Source organism: Pedobacter sp. AC190 (genome assembly GCF_979258025.1).
Window position 1 is genome coordinate 2,806,415 of record NZ_OZ409824.1, and the last position, 19,321, is coordinate 2,825,735.

15 protein-coding genes are annotated in these 19,321 nt (G+C 35.4%); 10 read left to right on the forward strand and 5 right to left on the reverse strand.

Annotated features, from left to right (window positions below):
* Positions 1-182: 182 nt before the first annotated feature.
* The 4 genes from ACZZZI_RS12310 to dapF all read right to left on the reverse strand — a co-directional run bounded on the left by ACZZZI_RS12310 (position 183) and on the right by dapF (position 7,441).
* Positions 183-1,583: an efflux transporter outer membrane subunit gene (locus ACZZZI_RS12310; protein WP_316755740.1), complete on the reverse strand. Its 1,401-nt coding sequence runs from the start codon at positions 1,581-1,583 to the stop codon at positions 183-185.
* Positions 1,584-1,595: 12 nt separating this feature from the next.
* Entirely contained in the window at positions 1,596-4,775 is a 3,180-nt protein-coding gene (locus ACZZZI_RS12315) for an efflux RND transporter permease subunit (RefSeq protein WP_344766595.1), read from the reverse strand.
* A 44-nt stretch (positions 4,776-4,819) separates the two neighbouring features.
* Positions 4,820-5,989, reverse strand: coding sequence for an efflux RND transporter periplasmic adaptor subunit (locus ACZZZI_RS12320; RefSeq protein ID WP_316755745.1), 1,170 nt, complete (start codon positions 5,987-5,989; stop codon positions 4,820-4,822).
* 669 nt (positions 5,990-6,658) lie between these two features.
* Positions 6,659-7,441: a diaminopimelate epimerase gene (gene dapF / locus ACZZZI_RS12325; RefSeq protein ID WP_424056783.1), complete on the reverse strand. Its 783-nt coding sequence runs from the start codon at positions 7,439-7,441 to the stop codon at positions 6,659-6,661.
* A gap of 412 nt (positions 7,442-7,853) precedes the next feature.
* Between dapF and ACZZZI_RS12330 the strand changes: the two genes are divergently transcribed.
* Complete coding sequence (locus ACZZZI_RS12330) at positions 7,854-9,404, forward strand: trypsin-like peptidase domain-containing protein (RefSeq protein WP_463489581.1); 1,551 nt, start codon at positions 7,854-7,856, stop codon at positions 9,402-9,404.
* A gap of 57 nt (positions 9,405-9,461) precedes the next feature.
* On the opposite strand, the gene ACZZZI_RS12335 is transcribed toward ACZZZI_RS12330, so the two are convergent.
* Positions 9,462-9,806, reverse strand: coding sequence for a four-helix bundle copper-binding protein (locus tag ACZZZI_RS12335; RefSeq protein WP_463489582.1), 345 nt, complete (start codon positions 9,804-9,806; stop codon positions 9,462-9,464).
* A gap of 357 nt (positions 9,807-10,163) precedes the next feature.
* Here ACZZZI_RS12335 and ACZZZI_RS12340 point away from each other — a divergent pair, with 357 nt between their 5' ends.
* The 9 genes from ACZZZI_RS12340 (at position 10,164) to ACZZZI_RS12380 (ending at position 19,318) form a co-directional block, all read left to right on the forward strand.
* The gene (locus ACZZZI_RS12340; protein ID WP_424056781.1) at positions 10,164-10,673 is read left to right on the forward strand and encodes a hypothetical protein; all 510 of its coding nucleotides are present in this window, start codon (positions 10,164-10,166) and stop codon (positions 10,671-10,673) included.
* Between the two features lie 51 nt (positions 10,674-10,724).
* Complete coding sequence (locus ACZZZI_RS12345) at positions 10,725-11,912, forward strand: sensor histidine kinase (protein WP_424059437.1); 1,188 nt, start codon at positions 10,725-10,727, stop codon at positions 11,910-11,912.
* 14 nt (positions 11,913-11,926) lie between these two features.
* The gene (locus ACZZZI_RS12350) at positions 11,927-12,625 is read left to right on the forward strand and encodes a LytR/AlgR family response regulator transcription factor (RefSeq protein ID WP_316755758.1); all 699 of its coding nucleotides are present in this window, start codon (positions 11,927-11,929) and stop codon (positions 12,623-12,625) included.
* A gap of 3 nt (positions 12,626-12,628) precedes the next feature.
* Complete coding sequence (locus ACZZZI_RS12355) at positions 12,629-12,871, forward strand: PqqD family protein (RefSeq protein ID WP_316755760.1); 243 nt, start codon at positions 12,629-12,631, stop codon at positions 12,869-12,871.
* Positions 12,872-12,889: 18 nt separating this feature from the next.
* Positions 12,890-13,957 carry an ATP-grasp domain-containing protein gene (locus ACZZZI_RS12360; RefSeq protein ID WP_463489583.1) on the forward strand — a complete coding sequence of 356 codons (1,068 nt, stop codon included), beginning with the start codon at positions 12,890-12,892 and terminating at the stop codon, positions 13,955-13,957.
* Positions 13,958-14,002: 45 nt separating this feature from the next.
* The gene (locus ACZZZI_RS12365; protein ID WP_463489584.1) at positions 14,003-15,346 is read left to right on the forward strand and encodes a hypothetical protein; all 1,344 of its coding nucleotides are present in this window, start codon (positions 14,003-14,005) and stop codon (positions 15,344-15,346) included.
* A gap of 86 nt (positions 15,347-15,432) precedes the next feature.
* Positions 15,433-17,586: an urea transporter gene (locus ACZZZI_RS12370; protein ID WP_463489585.1), complete on the forward strand. Its 2,154-nt coding sequence runs from the start codon at positions 15,433-15,435 to the stop codon at positions 17,584-17,586.
* Positions 17,565-18,707 carry a hypothetical protein gene (locus ACZZZI_RS12375; protein WP_463489586.1) on the forward strand — a complete coding sequence of 381 codons (1,143 nt, stop codon included), beginning with the start codon at positions 17,565-17,567 and terminating at the stop codon, positions 18,705-18,707. Before ACZZZI_RS12370 ends, ACZZZI_RS12375 begins: the two co-directional genes overlap by 22 nt.
* A complete protein-coding gene (locus ACZZZI_RS12380; protein ID WP_463489587.1) occupies positions 18,695-19,318 on the forward strand; it encodes a tetratricopeptide repeat protein in 624 nt (207 codons plus the stop codon). Before ACZZZI_RS12375 ends, ACZZZI_RS12380 begins: the two co-directional genes overlap by 13 nt.
* The last annotated feature ends 3 nt before the right edge of the window (positions 19,319-19,321 follow it).

A 19,321-nucleotide genomic window follows, 5' to 3' on the forward strand; every position in this document is an offset into this window, starting at 1 on the left:
TAAAATTTTTTTTAAGCTAAGCGCTTAAAAAACTTTAAACTTACAATATTTTGAGGTTACATCAAAAGAAGTAATCGAAATAGGAATAAAAAATATTGCTGATTAATCGAAAATTTTAACCTAAAATAAAAAGGCATTCTGATTTTCAGAATGCCTTTAATGCTTATTAATTATTGTTGTGCTTATTTCCAGCCACCGCCTAATGCACGGTATAAGTTTACAACAGATTGTAGTTTTTGTAATTTATCGTTAATACCACTTAACTGAGCGGTAAGTAAACTCTGTTCTGATGTTAAAACATCAGTATAGTTTGTGGCCGTACTGTAACGTAATAATTCTTTAGTAAAATCTACAGCTTTAGTTAAAGATGCAATTTGCTTTGCTCTGGTTTCTTCTTTTTCAGCAGCTGTTTGATAAGCATACAAAGCATTAGAAACTTCTTGTCCGCCAGTTAATAATGCTTGTTGGAAAGTATAAAACGCAATTTGCTGATTAGCCTGAGCCGTGGTTAAACGAGCTTTGTTTTGCCCTTTAGCAAAAATAGGTTGTGTTAAACCGCCAACTAAATTGTAAAATATAGAGTTATCAAAGAAATTGTTTAATTGTAAGCTCGATAAACCTCCCGAAGCCGTTAAGGTTAACGAGGGATAAAAATAAGTTTTAGCAACATTTGTATTTTCAAATGCTGATCTGAAACCAAATTCGGCCGCAATTACATCTGGGCGATTTTGCAGCAATTGAGCTGAAACACCTGTTTGTAAATTGGTATAAGGTGTTTGTTGATCTAGTGTTGTGCGGTTAATCGTTCCTGGTGCTTGTGCAAGAATAACGTTTAATGCGTTTTCTGCTTCTTTAACGCTTCTTTTTAAATCGGGAAGTGTAACCTGCGCTGCATATAAATTTGCCTCACTTTGAACCACAGCTGCACCATTTACAACTGCACCTTCTTTTAACGCTTTCATGGTTTCTACATCCTGCGTTCTAATTTTAATAGTTTGCTCTGTAATTGCCAATTGCTTATCTAAAGCCAAAAGTGTGTAGTAATTGTTGGCAATGGTTGCAATTAGTTGAGTTTGTACAGCTCTTTTTGCAGCATCACTTTGTAGTAAAGTGGCATAAGCGGCTCTTTTTGCACTACTTAATTTACCCCAGATATCAGCTTCCCATGCAGTGCTTAATTGTGCTCTGTAGGTTTGCGTTTCGAGGTTGATGTTAATTCCCGCTGGAAAGTTTAAGGCTGCCGCAGATTGTTTCGCATCGGTTGCAGATACATCTGCTTGTAAACTTGGTAAAAATGCAGCACGACTTTGACGTAAAGTAGCTTCCGAAATCTTAATGCGTTCGATTGCCTGTTTCAAATCCAAATTTTGGTTAATCCCTTGTTGAATTAACGATTGTAAAGTAGTATCAGAAAATAGATTTTTCCATGGCAAATCAGCCATAGTAACTGTGTCTGTTGTATTGTTATCGCGGTACAAACCTTCGTTTTTAACCTGAGGGCGTTCGTATTTTTTAGTTACGCAGGCACTTAGGGTAAGAATGGTAAAACCGATTAAAATGGAATACTTATAATTGAATTTCATATATTCTTAAAATTAATGTTTGCTATTATTCGTAGCTAACTTATATTCTTCAGGTGTTTGCTCGTGCTCTATGCCTTTATTAAATGGTGATTTTTTACTTGCTTTTTCCTGTAAAGTCTGAAAAACAATGAATAATGCAGGTATTACAAATACACCGAAAATTGTTCCGATTAACATACCTCCAACGGCACCTGTACCAATTGATTTATTACCCGCTGCACCAACACCAGATGAAAGCATTAATGGTAGCAAGCCTAAAATAAATGCGAATGATGTCATTAAAATCGGACGTAAACGAGCAGTTGCCCCATCAATTGCAGCATTAACAATACTCATTCCTTTTCTTCGTCTATCAACCGCATACTCTACAATTAGAATTGCGTTTTTGGCTAACAAACCTACCAGCATGATTAATGTAATCTGCGTATATATGTTGTTATCGACACCGAATATTTTATCAAAAACAAATACCCCAGCTAAACCAATAGGTAAAGAAATTAATACGGCTAATGGTAAAATATAGCTTTCGTATTGTGCTGCTAATAAAAAGTAAACGAAGATTATACAAAGTAAGAAAATGAATACCGTTTGACTTCCACCACTTATTTCTTCTCTCGATAATCCAGAGAACTCGTAGCCATAACCTGCTGGTAAACTTTCTGCAGCTACTTCTTGTACCGCTTTCAAAGCATCACCAGAACTGAAACCTGCATTCGGGTTACCTGTTACTGCAATTGAGGTAAATAAGTTGAAACGTGAAATTGCTTGTGGGCCGTAAACTTTAGTTAAAGTAATAAACTCAGAAACTGGCGCCATTTGCCCTGCACTATTTCTTACAAAGATACTGGTTAAGCTTTCCTGGTTTGCACGATATTGCGCATCGGCCTGATACATTACCCTGAATTGCTTACCAAATTTATTAAAGTTAGATGCATAAACACCACCATAATAACCTTGCAAAACACCCAAAACATCGTTAACCGTTATGCCAGCCTGTTTAATTTTGGCTACATTAACATCAATTTGATATTGTGGGAAATTAGGGTTAAATGAAGTTGATGCGTATTGAATTTCAGGACGTTTTGCTAAAGCTGCAAGGAATTTATTTCCAATATCGTTAAACTTGTTAATATCGCCACCTGTTTTATCTTGCAATTGAAATTCGAAACCACCACTGGTACCAAAACCCTGGATGGTAGGGGGAGCAAAGAAAATGATTTTTGCACCTTTAATATTAGCCGTTTTGGCAAATAATTCGCCGATAATAGCTTTTACATCACGTTTACGTTCATTCCAAGGCGTTAAACGGCCAATAACCATACCGTAAGAACTGCCCGAGCCACTAATCATACTACGACCAACAACTCTTAACGAATTCTTAATTTCTGGAATGCCGTGTGCAATACTGTCGATTTTTGCAATTACAATGTTTGTTTCCTCTTGCGATGTTCCAACAGGTAAAGAAATATCCGACATAATCGTTCCTAAATCCTCGTTAGGCACGAAACCTTTTGGAGTTGTATTCATTGTCCAAATTAATACAACACTGAAAAAGACAATTCCTAAACCAACTATCCATTTTTTTCTCGATAAAAAGCCAACTGATTTTTTGTATTTACCAGTTACAGCATCAAAAGAAGTATTAAATGCGGCGTAAAAACGTTCTAAGAAGTTTTTCTTTTTACCATGATCATCAGCATGTGGTTTTAAAAATATAGCACATAATGCCGGACTAAGCGTTAAAGCGTTAATTGCCGAAAGTATAATTGAAATAGCAAGTGTTAAACCGAATTGTTTGTAAAATACACCAGATGAACCTTGAATAAAACTTACTGGAACGAATACGGCGGCCATAACTAAGGTGATGGAAATAATTGCACCACTGATATCGTCCATTGCATCTACCGTTGCTTTTCTTGCATCGGTGTAACCTTCATCCAATTTTGCGTGTACAGCCTCTACAACCACAATGGCATCATCTACCACAATACCGATGGCGAGTACAAGTGCAAATAACGTTAGTAAGTTTATAGTAAAGCCAAATAAACTAAGGAAGAAGAATGTACCAATAATTGCTACAGGTACACTAATTGCTGGAATTAAAGTAGAACGGAAATCTTGCAGGAAGATAAAAACAACCAGGAATACTAAAATAAATGCTTCTATTAAGGTATGAATTACCTTTTCGATCGATGCATCAAGGAAATCGTTAACGTTAACCAAAGTTGTATAATGAACGCCTTTTGGAAAAGATTTTTGTGCTTCATCTAATGTTTTGATTGAGTTTTCGATTACTTCTTTTGCATTTGAACCAGCAGTTTGATTAATCGCAATACCTAAAGCCTGTTTACCATTAAACTTAACTGAACTGGCATAACTTAACGCACCCATTTCGATTCTGGCTACATCTTTTAAGCGAAGAATTTGTCCACTCGCATCGGCTTTAATGATGATGTTTTCAAATTGACTTTCATCTTTTAACCTACCCGAATATTTCAAAGTATATTGAAATGCCTGGTCGCCTTGTTCTCCAAATTGTCCTGGCGCAGCCTCAACGTTTTGTTCTGCTAATGCAACACTCACATCATTGGGAACTAAGCCGTAAGTTGCCATTACATCTGGCTTTAACCAAATACGCATGGTATAGTCCATTTGGCCAAACGCACTTGCATCACCTACACCATTAATACGTTTAATTTGAGGGATAATGTTGATGTTAGCGTAATTCTGTAAAAATTTCTGATCATAAGATGGGTCATCACTATAAATACCAAAAATTAACACATTACTCGCCTGTCTTTTCGCCGTAATTACACCCGATCTGGTAACCTCGGCAGGGAGCAAACTTGTTGCTCTTGCAACTCTGTTTTGTACGTTTACAGCCGCTAAATCGGGGTTTGTACCTAATTTAAAGTTTACGGTAATGGTTGCCGTACCGTCGTTACTGGCAGAAGAGGTCATGTAAGTCATGTCTTCAACACCATTTATTTGTTCTTCGAGCGGAACAACAACGCTATTCATAACCACATCGGCATTTGCACCTTGGTATGAGGTAGAAACCTGAACAGTTGGAGGAGCAATTTCAGGGTATTGTGAAACCGGTAAAGTGGCTAAACCTAAAACACCGAGTATTACGATGATGATGGATATAACCGTTGATAGAACCGGCCTTTCTATAAATTTCTTAAACATAATTAATATTGATTACACTAATTCGTGTGATTGCACTGATTACATTATTTTTTAATTTCAGCATAAACTGAATCTGCACTTTGTTCTTCAGGTTTAATTTTAACCCCATCTTTTAACGATTGGAAACCTTCTAAAACAATTTTATCTCCTGCTTTTAAGCCTTTAGTTACAACGTAGAATTTATCCTTAGCTAAATCCATAATCTGAATTTCAGTACTGATCACTTTTGCCGAATCGCCTAAAACATAAACGAATTTTTTCCCCTGCAAATCGATAGTAGATTTTTGAGGAATTAGAATTGCATTTTCAACATGCTGAGGAATTCTTACTGATGCACTTCCGCCAGATTTTAGTAAGAAAATTGGATTTGGGAAAGTAGCTCTTAAACTAGCAGAACCTGTAGCCGTATTAATTTGGCCATTAATCGATTCGATTTTACCATTTTGGGCATAAACAGTCCCATCAGCTAATACTAAACTCACCGCAGGAATGTTTTTCATTTGTTGAGTAAGTGTATTGCCTTTATAAGTTTTAGAAAAATCTAATAGTTGTTTCTCGTTTAAGGAGAAGTAAGCATAAACTTTAGAAGTGTTTGAAACTGTAGTTAGGGGCTGTGTGCTTGAACTACTAACTAAACTCCCGTTTCTGAAAGGAATGCTGCCCACTATACCATCTACCGGGCTGGTAATTGATGTGTAGCCTAAATTAACCTGTGCATTTGCCAATGAAGCTTTAGCTTGTGCCAATGCAGCCTTTCTACTTTGTAATGTTAATTGGGCTGCATCTAAATCATATTTACTAATGATATCTTTATCAACCAAAGGTTTTGTTTTATTAACTTGTAGTTGAGCAGCGTTTACATCAGCTTCAGCGCTACTAATTGCAGCTCTCGCTGTTCTCACTTCTTGTTCGTATTGTGGAGCCATGATGGTGAAAAGTAATTGACCTTTTTTAACAACAGCACCTTCATCGACCAGTATTTTCTGAATAAAGCCATCTACTTTTGGTCTGATATCGATGTTTTGAATACCTTCAATTGTAGCTGGATAGTCTGAATTTAATTCTGTGTTTTGGGCATTAATTGTAAAAACTGGATAACCCTGTGGGCCAGCGGCGGCAGCGGCTGCTGCTTTTTTTGCTTCATCGTTATTTCCGCAAGACGCTAAAAGCATACCAATGCTTATGCTGAAAAAGAGAGTTGTTACTTTTCTCATGGACTATTTGTGTGTGTTTAAATTTAAATTTCCGGGGTTGAGGGCGTAGTCAAAATGTTTTTTGAATATCGTCTGAACGGCCCAAAAATAGAGCCTAAAAAAAAATAAATCTGTCCGAGTTCTGTCATTTAATCAATCGATTGATTTATTTTTCATGTAAATCCTTGCTAAAATGAACTTAAACGGCTGTTATGAAGTTGCTTAAGTTGGTTTTTGTGTATTTTTTAGATGTGTAAATAAATTGCGACAGATGTTAAAACGTGTTAAAAAACGCTGTTTCGTACAGTTTTTATATCAGTAAATGTTGAAAATTTTGGTCGTTTTTTTTTAAAATGATAGTGTGAAAAGTACACACTTATTCTTTCTTGGCTAAAGTTAACAATCATTAATGGATGTGGCATTCCTAATGTTGCTTGTTTTTAGTTGCCAGTTGCGTTAGTCGGAAATGCCATTGTTACTAAACCCGACAGCAGTGAAAATACTTTTATATTGCAGCAAAATTGAATATAGCGTTATGCTGAGGCACGAAGCATCTGCAGGCGATGAAACAGATGCTATATGCCTCCGTATGACAGAAATTATTTAAAAGATTGTAACGAATGGCGGGACTGAAGCCCGCCATGAAAATGAGATGTTAATTTTCAAAAGAATATGAAAACAAGTAAAAATTTACTCTACTTCTCCTTCGAAAACTAATTTTGCAGGGCCGCATAAAAATACATTTGAAAAAGTATTTCCATCGTAGTCAAATTCGATTTTAATATCACCACCCAAAACTTTTATCGCTGTTTTAATATGGCCGCTTTGGTTTTTATGTTTTGCCATAGCCATTGCAACCGCTGTTACGCCAGTACCACAAGCATAAGTTTCGTCTTCAACGCCACGCTCGTAAGTGCGTACGAAGAGATGATCGCCTTTATCTTCTACAAAATTTACGTTAATGCCATCCGCTTTATAAGTATCGTTATAGCGAATGTTTTTTCCTTCGTGGAAAACATCAAAATCTTTTAAGTTGCTTTGCAAAGCCACGTAATGTGGTGAACCCGTATTTAAAACATAGGCTTCTCCATCTTTATTTATGATGTTTACATCAATCATTTGAAGATCTACCCATTCTCCGTTTTCTGAAATTCTGGCATAATGTGGCCCGTCAACTGCCAAAAAGTTTGTTTCTTTGTCAATGATGCCGAGTTGTTTAGCAAAAGCAACAATGCATCTCCCTCCATTACCGCACATACTTCCTAATTTCCCATCAGCGTTAAAGTAATGCATTTCGAAATCGTAATTTTCGTGCTTGGTTACAAACATTAAACCATCGGCTCCAACTCCAAATCTGCGGTGACAAAGCTGTTCTATAAGGGCGTTATCTATGTCTTTTAATGGGCTCATGGTATGGTCAATCAAAATAAAATCGTTACCTGCGCCTTGATATTTAAAGAAATTAATTTTCATGGATGTAGTTATTTTCTAATGTTTATGCAGCCTGTATGAGTTTTGTAAATTTGTCAGTATAAACTATAAACTCATTACAGGTTTCATGAAACCTTCATTTTTTAATGCAATATTTGAGTTGCAAAAAAGCTATAATACGCGCTTGTTTTTTGATTTAACATTTTTTAACATCGAAACAAGTGCTTTTGTTATACAAATATCGTTTATATGGTATTAAATTTGAATAAACTTACAAAAGAAAATTTGAGCAGATAAAAACTGCCTGAGCCATCTGCTTAAATCAAAGTGAATATGCTCTCGCGAATTAACAAAAATTAAAAGCACGAATTTATTATAGGTTGACCAAACAATTAGCTAGCAATTGGGCTTATAATTAATAGTGGGGAAATTTAAAAAAACAATTTCAAAACACATGAAAAAGATATTAGGAATTACGGTTTTAGCTGCTTTTATAGGTGGGGCAGCAGCAATTGGAGGTTATAAATTATTCGAACGTAACCAAACAGGCAATACAATTTCTGAGAAACAGAATTTATATTTTGCAAATAATCCGCTTAAGGTAACATCGGCTGGCAGTACAGATTTTGTACAAGCCGCAGCAGCGGTGGCACCTGGTGTGGTTCACATTAAAACAACTTATTCAGCATCGGGCAAAAGCCAGGGAAGTTCTTCGCCATTCGACATGATGGAAGATTTCTTTGGTGGTGGCGGTCGCCAAATGCAACGTCAGCCAAGAGCTGCGTCGGGTTCGGGCGTAATTATTAGTCAGGATGGATACATCGTTACAAATAACCACGTAGTAGAAAACGCGGAGAAAGTTGAAGTGGTTTTAACGGATAGACGTAAAGTGGAAGCGAAAGTTATTGGTCGCGATCCGAATACAGACTTAGCGCTGATTAAAGTAAATGCAACTGGATTACCAGTGGTGAAAATGGGTAACTCTGATAATGTTCAGGTTGGCGAATGGGTTTTAGCTGTGGGTTTCCCTTTAGATCTAAATACAACGGTAACAGCTGGTATTGTAAGTGCTAAGAACCGAAGTATTGGTATTATTGGTCGTGAGCAACAAGGCAACGAAATCACTGAAGAAGAATACAGAGAATATCAACGTACAGGTAAAAGACCAGAACGCCCTGCAAATACAAGTATCGAATCTTTCATTCAAACCGATGCAGCAATTAATCCAGGTAACAGTGGTGGTGCATTGGTAAATGCAAATGGCGAATTGGTTGGTATTAACTCTGCAATCGCATCACAAAGTGGATATAATCAAGGTTACGGTTTCGCTATTCCAGTAAACCTTGCACGCAAAATTGTTGATGATTTTATGAAATATGGCTCGGTTAAACGTGGTTATATTGGTGTGAGCTTTGTGCCTTTAAGTGGCGATGAAAAACCAGCAGACATTAAAACCAATGAAATTAGCGGCTTGTATGTTAATGATGTTGTAGCTAAAGGTGGTGCAGAAGCAGCAGGCTTAAAATCTGGCGATGTAATTAAGAAAGTCGATGGTGTGGTTATTAACGACTCACCAGATTTACAAGAAAGAGTTGGTCGTTTGAATCCTGGTGATAAAGTTAAGTTAACGGTTTTGAGAGATGGTGCACTGAAAGATTATATGGTAACTCTAAGAGGTGAGCCAGCTGCAAATTCTGGTTCTAGTACGGCGGCTACAAAAGCTGTAGAGGTATCGAAATTAGGTGCAACATTTGCGCCAGCAACGCCTGCTCAAAAATCTAAATTGGGTATTAATAGTGGTGTTGTGGTAACTTCGGTAACTACAGGAAAAGCATTTGATAATATTGGTGTAGAAAAAGGCTTAATCATAACTAAAGTAAACGGACAACCAGTTAGTACCGTAGCAGAAGTTCAAAAAGCTTTGCCTCAAACTAGAAACGGTATGATTTATATGTCGGGTGTGAGTGCACAGGGAACTTTTAACTTTAGTTTTCCTGCACAATAATTAATTAAACGAATAGACTAAAAAGGTTCTGGTTGTAAAATCAGAACCTTTTTAGTTTTACGCTTGTTTAATGGGTTCGTGATTTGCATGACAGGCTTCAGCGCATTCTTCACAAGCAACAGCGCATTGTCTGCAATGTTCATGGTCGTGCTTACCACATTCAGCGGCACAGAGTTTGCAAATTTCCTCGCAAAGCAATAGGTATTGATGGCTGATTACAGAATCTCGCTGTAATAATCTTGATGCTTGTGTGCAGATGTCTGCACAATCCCGATCAAGCTTTATACAATCAATCATCATGTTTATATCTTCTTCTTTTAAGCAAGATGATGCGCAATGTTCGCAAGCTAATGCGCAATCTAATAGGGCCTGAATTAAGGCATTGTTATTTCTCGTTTCCATATTTAAGGTTTTGGTTATAAATACTTTGAATAGAATAACCTGTTATAATTTAAAAGTGTTTTGAGAAATTTCAATTGTTCTGGCTGGGTTAACCATTTTCTTTTGAAACTAATAGCTAGTAAAGCTAAAGTGCAATGCAATTAAAGCTCATTAAAAACTTTTAACATAAAATATTCTTGCTCTAATTGAAGCGATTTTGTTTTTCTTATCGTTTTACTAGTAAATCAATATTCATCCTAAATTCATAATACGAATTTAGTTTAGCGATTTACCGATTGATAATCAGTGTTTACCGATACTTTATAAATTTCAGCGTTTTATTATTTCATATTTGAATCAGCAACAAAACCGAATATTATGGCTTTAGCTTACATTAACCTCAGTGCAAAACAATATTTCAACTTTATGTGTAAAACAGATTTTGAAAGGAGGATATTTCACGATAGTTACAAAGAGTTTCAAAAGAAATCTAAAGTATTTAGTTTAAATAATACGTTACATACTTTTCAGCAAATGCTGAAAGAGAATGAAAAAGCAAATACATTACACCAAAAACTTAATTACTCGGTAATGGGTGTATTGGTTGCACAGGAAAATAAAATTCCTGTTTTGAATGATTTAGATGGGAAACCGATTTTGTTCGATTGGGCTGAACTCCATATTTATGCTTCTGATTTACTGAACAAGGCAGGTCATGTAGTTTCGGTAACTTACACCAGCAAGAAATTGGTTTTACACGAAATTGTTGGCGATTTATTGATTTTAAGTTACGATGTTGAAGGCCAATTTAACGAAACATTTATGGTTAAAATGACTGATGAACTTGTTTTAAATTATCAGCAACAAGAAGAAATGGCATACCAGTAAATTATGTTCTTTCTCTTCTCTTAGCCCGAAAAATTATTATTAATTTGTAAAATGCAGCCCTTTAAAACACCAACTTTCATTATTCACGCAGCAGGTTGGCTTTTATTCCTCACTTTTCCGCTGTTATTTATAAACAACGAGCAATCGGGGCAAAGTAGTTTGTTATTACTTGCATCGCCATATTACTGGCTATTTTGTCTTACGTATATGGTTATGTTTTACTTCAATTCTTTGGTTTTAGTGCCAAAATTGATGTTTAAAAAACGATATCTAATTTATAGCGCAATTCTTTTGGTACTCTTTGGTTTTGTTTACTATTCGCAACCTTATGATAACTTACTCGGCCATAATAAAAATGTAATGGCCACATTAAATGGCGTAGCCAATACACAACCTAAAGGATTAAATCAATCGCTTCAGTTGGGCAAAGATAGCGTAGTTGGGCCAAACGCAGGTATGCCTTTCGGGCCTTTGCCAAATGAAGACTTAAGAATGCAAGATCCAAATTTGAAAAGACCAGGTGGGATTTTAGACCTCTATCAACCAGAAAATATAGATGTAATAAGTCTCTTTATTTTTATGATGATTATAGGTTTGAGTATTGCCACAAGTACGGTTCAACGGTGGCAGGTAGCTGAATCGAAAGTGGTGAAGGCCGAAGCCGAAAAAGCAACGGCAGAGTTATCATTTTTAAAAGCGCAGATTAACCCCCACTTTTTATTTAACACGCTTAATAACATTTATACACAGTCGGTAATTAACAGCGAGCATACATCCGAAAGTATTATGAAGCTTTCGAACATTATGCGTTACGTTACTGACGATGTTACTCAGGATTTTGTAATGCTCAAAGATGAAATTGATTGCGTTAGAGATTACATAGAATTACAAAGATTAAGGCTAGGAGCCGATGCTGAAATTAACTTTAATGTTCAGGGTAAGCCTGATGGCAAAAATATTGCACCTCTAATTTTTATGACATTTATCGAAAATGCTTTTAAATATGGCGTTACCAAGAAAGAAAAGACGGTTATCAATATTAATTTAAGTATTGAAACTGAGAAGATCGATTTCTCTTGTCAGAATAAAATTTATGCTTATAAATCTAATTTAGAACGCTCAGGCATTGGTATCGTTAATACAAAGCTAAGGCTTGAACATCTTTACCCAAATCGTTTTAAACTTGATATTAAAAATTTGAACGAAATATTTTCGGTAAACCTTTACGTAAATTGCTAATCAAAAAATAAATTATGGCTTTAAAATGTGTTGCGATTGATGATGAGCCTTTGGCTTTAGAGCTTATAAAAACCTATGTTGCCAGATTTCCAGGTTTGCAATTGGTGCAGGTTTTCGAAGATGCACTTTCAGGCGCTGAATACCTGAAACAAAATCCTGTTGATTTACTTTTTGTGGATGTTAATATGCCAGATATAACAGGTGTTGAGCTTGTTCGTAGTTTGGTTAACAGTCCGATGATTATTTTTACAACCGCTTACCGCAACTATGCTTTTGAAAGTTACGAATTGCAGGCAATAGATTATTTGCTAAAACCAATTGATTTTACCCGATTTACAGCTGCGGTAGAGAAAGCTGTCGATTTTCATAAATATAAAAACTCAATTCAGGAAAGTACAAATGATGAAAGTATTTATGTTTATTCGGAGTATAAAATGATAAAAATCTTGCTTCGCGATATTGAATATATTGAAAGTATGGGTGATTATTTGAAAATTTATTTAACCAATAATGATAAACCAACTTTAACCTTAATGACCATGAAAAAGGTTTTAGAAAAGTTACCACAAGATCAATTTGCCCGAATTCATAGAAGTTTTATTGTAGCCCTGAATAAAATAAAATCGATACACAATAGAAAGGTAAATCTTGCTAATGCTGAATTGCCGATTGGTGATGCTTACAGCAGTTTCATTAATCAACAAAAGGGATAAACTATGAAATTGAAAACAAACATTGCAACTAGCGAGAATGGCTTTATTTTCAATCCAGCAACAGGCGATTCTTTTACCAGTAACACTATTGCTGCCGAAATTTTATCCTACATGAAACTTGGTGAAAGTGAAGACGAAATCAAACAAAAAATATTAAATACTTACGAAGTAGAATCCTTTCAATTGGAACGGGATTGGGATGATTATATGTTGCAATTAAAGGAAGCAAATCTTTTAGATTTGTAATCCAAACAACTAAAATTTATGAACGCGTCTCCAGATCTAAACCAAGCCAAACCTTTAACCATTGCTGTTACAGGTTTGAATGCGAACGATAATCCAGGCCCTGGTTTGGCGGTAATTAGAGCATTACGCGATGGTTATGGGGAAAATTTACGAATTATCGGTTTAGCATACGAAACGCTGGAGCCAGCAATTTATATGCATAATCAAGTTGATAAAACTTATCGCATTCCATACCCAACAGCAGGCGTAAATGCCTTAAAAGAGCGATTAAAACACATTCAGGCGATAGAGCAGATTGATGTATTGATACCAAATTTCGATGCGGAATTATTCAATTTCATTAAACTGGAAAAAGATTTGTTGGGGATTGGAATACATAGCTTTCTTCCAACACATAAACAATTAGAACAAAGAGACAAAGTAAACTTAAGTGCCTTTGGTAAGCAAAATAATTTTAATGTACCTGCTGATGAAGTAATTTTTTCAGCTTCTGAAATTGATGCTTCAGCTGAAAAGTTTGGCTTCCCTTTAATGGTTAAGGGCAAGTTCTACGAAGCCTATACGGTTACGAATTTAGCTGATGCACACATTGCTTTCTATAAACTTCAGGCAAAGTGGGGGCTCCCAATAATTGTACAAAAATTTATTAAAGGCATAGAGATAAATATTGCTGGTTTGGGCGATGGAAAAGGAAATGCAATAAGCGTAATTCCAATGCGAAAACTTTACATCACCGAAAAAGGAAAAGCATGGGCGGGCATAACCATTGAAGATAAAAAACTTATAGAATTAGCTAAAGATTTTGCAAAGGCTACCAATTGGAAAGGTGGTTTTGAATTAGAGGTTATGAAGGAGGATAATGGTGATTTGTATATTATGGAAGTAAATCCACGTTTTCCAGCCTGGGTATATTTAACGGCAGCAGCAGGGCAAAATCAACCAAAAGTACTTGTCGATTTAGCTATGAATAGGCCAATTGAAGAATTTGAATCCTATAAGGCAGGCAAAATGTTTGTCCGTTATGCTTGGGATAATATTGTAGATGTAGAAGAATTTCAAAAGTTATCAGCTTTTGGAGAGCTTTAATTTTTAAGTAAATCTTGGTACGCATTACTTGATACTAAAAATAGAATGAAACAAAAATACGAACGACCAACGATCAGAAAAATGAATACTGGCTTTATGAATAAGTTTGGTACAAGAACTGATTTTGATCCTGTTTCGGAGATCGACGGCATTTCTGTGAAAAGTTTGGTTAAGCAATATGGTTCTCCTGTTTTTGTATTATCCGAAAAACGGATCCGAAAAAATTACCAGGCTGCGGTTCGCTCTTTTAAAACACGTTACCCAAAAGTTCAATTTGCTTGGAGTTATAAAACCAATTACTTAAATGCGGTTTGTAAAATTTTTCATCATGAGGGAAGCTGGGCAGAAGTTGTATCTGGTTTCGAGTACCACAAGGCTTTAGGAAATGGTGTAGCTGGTAATCAAATTATATTTAATGGGCCAGATAAAAAAGAAGCAGATTTAGTTCTTGCAATTGAGAATCACTCCCTTATTCATATCGATCATTTCGATGAGTTATACCAGATTATTCGCATTTGCGAACAAATTAATAAGAAAGCCAAAGTGGCGGTGCGTGTTAATTTTGATACTGGCGTTTATCCAATTTGGGATAGGTTTGGGTTTAACTATGAAAACGGACACGTATGGACTGCCATTAATAAAATTGTAACTTCTGGTAATCTTGAGCTCGTTGGCTTGCATTGTCATATAGGTACGTTTATGTTATCTACTTCGGCTTATTCGGTTGCTGCAACTAAACTTTGCGATTTAGCCATGCGATGCAAAAATGAACTTCAAACCGCTATTCAATATTTGGATTTAGGTGGAGGCTTTCCATCAACAAATACATTAAAAGGCGCTTATTTGCCTGGTGTTGATACCGTTCCATCAGTAGAGGAATTTGCAGAAGCGATTACAAATACCATTTTAAATTTTAGTTTTTCTACAGATGAATTACCCTTATTGATTTTAGAAAGCGGAAGAGTTTTAATTGACGATGCGGGGTATTTAATTGGGAGTGTACTTGCAAATAAACGACTTAGTGATGGGCGAAGAGCAACAATTGTTGATTTTGGAATCAATATTTTATTTACCTCTAATTGGTACGACCATAAAATTAGTGTGGCCAAAGAGGCTGGCCAATATACTGAAGAAACTGTTTTGTTTGGCCCGCTATGTATGAATATTGATGTAGTTCGGGAAAGTATAAATTTACCGCTTTTAGAATCTGGAGATCATTTAATTGTTCATAAAGTTGGCGCTTATAACATGACACAGTGGATGCAGTTTATCAATATGAGGCCTTCGGTTGTGTTGATCGACCAAAAAGGTCAAAGTCATCAAATCAGAACACCAGAAACATTAGAATACCTGGAGATGATGGAGCTGTTACCAGATCATTTAAAATAGACAAAGCATTTATTGCATAATTTCAATACATTTTCACAAGCTAAAAACTCTAAATATGGTTTTTAGTAAAATAATTAATAATCAGATTGAAAAAACAAATTCAATATTACCTTAATGCAGCTTTGAATAGCTACGCAATTTTATTCTTTTCTCAGAATAAGATATTAGGCGCAATATTGCTTTTAGTTTCCTTATTTAATATTAATGCTGGCCTTTCTGGGCTTGTTTGTGTTGTTGGCTCATTGATTTTAGTTTGTGTTTTAGGCTTTAATAAAGAAGATATCAAATCAGGATTATACAGTTTTAATTCACTTTTGGTTGGTGTTGGTTTTGGTACCTTTTTTAATTTTGGTTATGCATACTGGCTTTGGTTGGCGGCTGCTTGTTTGCTTTGTGTTGTATTAAGCGTTAATCTCACCGCATTTTTAGCGAAGTATGCCTTGCCAACGCTTTCAATTCCTTTTATAATTACTTTTTGGGTTGTTTTAACCGCTGCAAATGGCTATTCGGGAATGGGGTTGATGCAGAAAAGTAGTTCATTAATTTTCGAGTTAGAAACTGGTGCAGCCAGTCATTTTGCAAAGCTCTTCAATTTTTTTGATGGTGTAAATATGCCTGCATACCTTGCGCTGTTTTTCCGCTCGGTTAGTGCGGTTTTATTTCAAAATAGCATTCTGGCTGGCCTGCTCATTAGTATCGGTTTTTTTATTCATTCCCGAATCGGATTTAGCCTGCTCGTTATCGGCTTTATCACGGCCTGCGTTATTAATCATTTAACAGGTACTTATCCCGAAGGAATTAGTAATTACCATTTAGGTGCAAACTTTATGATGGTAAGTTGTGCTATAGGCGGTTTTTTTCTCATTCCATCATGGCGTTCTTATTTATGGGCTGTTGCAACAATTCCATTTATATTTTTGATTTTAAATGGTTTATCCAGGATCTTAAGCGTTTACAATTTGCCTGTTTTTTCGATGCCATTTTGTTTAGCAACTGTTGGTTTACTTTACTTTTTTATGTTGAGGAAAAACCCTAGGAAATTGCAATTAACCGCCTTACAGAATTATTCTCCCGAAACCAATCTATATCAATTTTTAAACGGACAAGAAAGATTAAAAGATTTTAGGTATTTTAATATAAGCTTACCATTTATGGGGGCCTGGACAGTTTCGCAAGGTTATAACGGCGATATTACCCATAAAGGAAATTGGAATCAGGCTTTGGATTTTGTGCTAAAAGATTTGGATCATAGAACCTATGAATTTCCTGGGAATAAACCAGAAGATTATTATTGCTACAACAAACCTGTTTTAGCAGCAGCTGATGGACTTGTTCAGGAAGTTGTTACCCATATTGATGATAATGCGATTGGGCAGGTTAATCTAAATCAAAATTGGGGCAATACAATAGTTATTAAACACGAAGATAATTTGTACACAAAGGTCTCTCATCTGAAAAAAAATACAGCAAAAGTTAAACCAGGAGACTATGTGTTGAAAGGTGATATCATTGCCTTATGTGGTAATTCTGGTCGTTCTCCAGAACCACATTTACATTTTCAGGTTCAATCTACACCTTATATTGGTTCTAAAACTTTGGCTTATCCAATAGCTTATTTTGTCAGTCAAGAATCGGGTGAATTGAAAAGTTTCGAAATCCCCGCTGAAAATGATACGGTTCAAAGTCCAGATGTTAATCCTTATTTAAAACTTGCATTTAACTTTCAGCCAGGATATATTACAAGAATAACCGATAATAAAGGCAATAAAGAAACCTGGGAAGTTTTTACCGATAATTTTAATTTCAATTATTTCTATTGCCACGAAAATGCTGCTACGGCTTACTTTATCAATAATGCCAATGTATTTTATTTTACCAGGTTTTATGGCGATAAAAGATCGATGTTGTTCCTTTTCCATCAATCAGCTTATAAAATTAATTATTCTGCACATTCAGCAGACGATATTTATGCAATAGATTCAGAAAAGTTCAAACCGAATTTATGGTTTCAGGATTTGGTTGCGCCATTTTACAATTTTACAAAACGTATTTATACCAATTCGTTTCAATTAAAAGGCGATGGATTGGTTGTTAAAGCAAAGGCTACTAATTTCACTTTCGGAAAAAGAACCAGTTATTTGGAAGCCGAATTTTTAGTTGGTAATAAGGGAATTATCGAAGCCGATTTCTGTTACAAAAACAAATCAATAAAATTAAAATGGGAAACAGATTTAAGTTAACCTTTGTGATTTTATTTGTTTTTATAACGACAAGTTGGGCACAAACCATCACCGAAAAAACAGATAGTATTTCTCTGGCACTGTATAATGCTGCAGAATGGCAACAGTTAGGTCGTTTTGGTAAAGAAGCTATTAATAGCGGCGAGGATTTTCCCTATTTGAGATTGAGAATTGCTTACGCATCATTTGTTAGAGGTAATTACAGCGAGGCATTACATCAATATGATAAGGTTCTGATTAACGATAAACAAAATCAAATCGCATTGTACTATTCTTATTTGTGCAACATTTACCTCAACAGGCCTGAAGATGCGGGTTATTTATTAAAATATTTAGATAGCAATATTGTAGAAGGGGAAAATTTAAAACCCTTTAAATTAATTGCTCTAGGCGCTGAGAGTGGAATAAAATTTACAAACATTTACGAGAGAGGAAATTCTTCATATTCAAGAGCATTTGTAGATATGAGATTAGGCTATAAACTAAGTTTAACTACTTCGTTTTCTTATTACAATCAACCCATTCGTAATGATAATATTGAACAGCCAGGCTACTACGCTAAATTGAATTATACCCCATTCCGTAAAATTAATTTCATCGGAGCATACCATTATATGCGTTCCAATTTAAGACAATTGGTTTATCAAAATAATGTTGGTTTACTGGGAATAAGATTTGCTGATAGTAAAAGCGATTTGCAAGGCGATTTTATTTTATCCCAAATTGGCGATGAAAAAACAAGACAATACAATTTGAAGTTTACAAAATATATAACTGGTAATTTGGGTTTTTATAGTGCAAGCCGATTTTCTATCGTTAGTGTGCTAAGTGAAAACAATCCAGTTTTCCAACAATTAATTGGGATAAAGCCCATTCATAATTTATGGTTTGAAGGCGAAGTTACTTTGGGTAATCAATATAATTATGCTGAAGACGATGCCGTGTATATTTACAATGGTTTCGATAAAACTAAATTTAAGACCGCTGTAAATTGTTATTTTTTGTTAAAACAGCACCTACTTTTAGGTTTGAATTATACATTTGAGCGTAAATCGGATAATATATTTAAATTTAACTATTTACAACACTCAGTTAACGGAGGCATTAAATGGAATTTTTAAAGCGATATGTGATTTTTGCAGTTTTGAGCTTTTCTCTGTTCGAGGTTAAGGCTCAAACTAATGCGGCATTGCAAAAGGCTTTTCAAAATTCTTACACTGAAGAAAGTAAGAAAAATTATTCGGAAGCCATTAATGATATTATGCCGTTCTATGCTGAAGGTAATTACGAAATCAATTTAAGGATTGCATGGCTGTATTACCTCGCTAAAAACTACAGCGCATCACAAAACTATTATACTCGTGCTGTAAATATTCGGCCTAACTCAGTTGAAGCTAAATTCGGATTAATAAAACCACTTTCTCTTTTGAGTAGCTGGGATCGGGTAACCGAACAGTATAATAATATCCTTAGAATCGATCCTCAAAATACGCAGGCAAATTACTGGGCAGGTGTAATTGTCTATAACAAGAAGCAATATGCATCTGCTGCAAAATACTTCGCAAAAGTTGTGGGATTATATCCTTTCGATTATGATGGGAACCACATGTTAGGCTGGTCGTTACTCTTTTCAGGTAGAAAAGCTGAAGCAAAAGGCTGTTTTGAGAGAGCTTTATTAATAAAACCTGGAGATACTTCGAGTACCGATGGTTTAAATCGTTCCTCTAAATAGGGC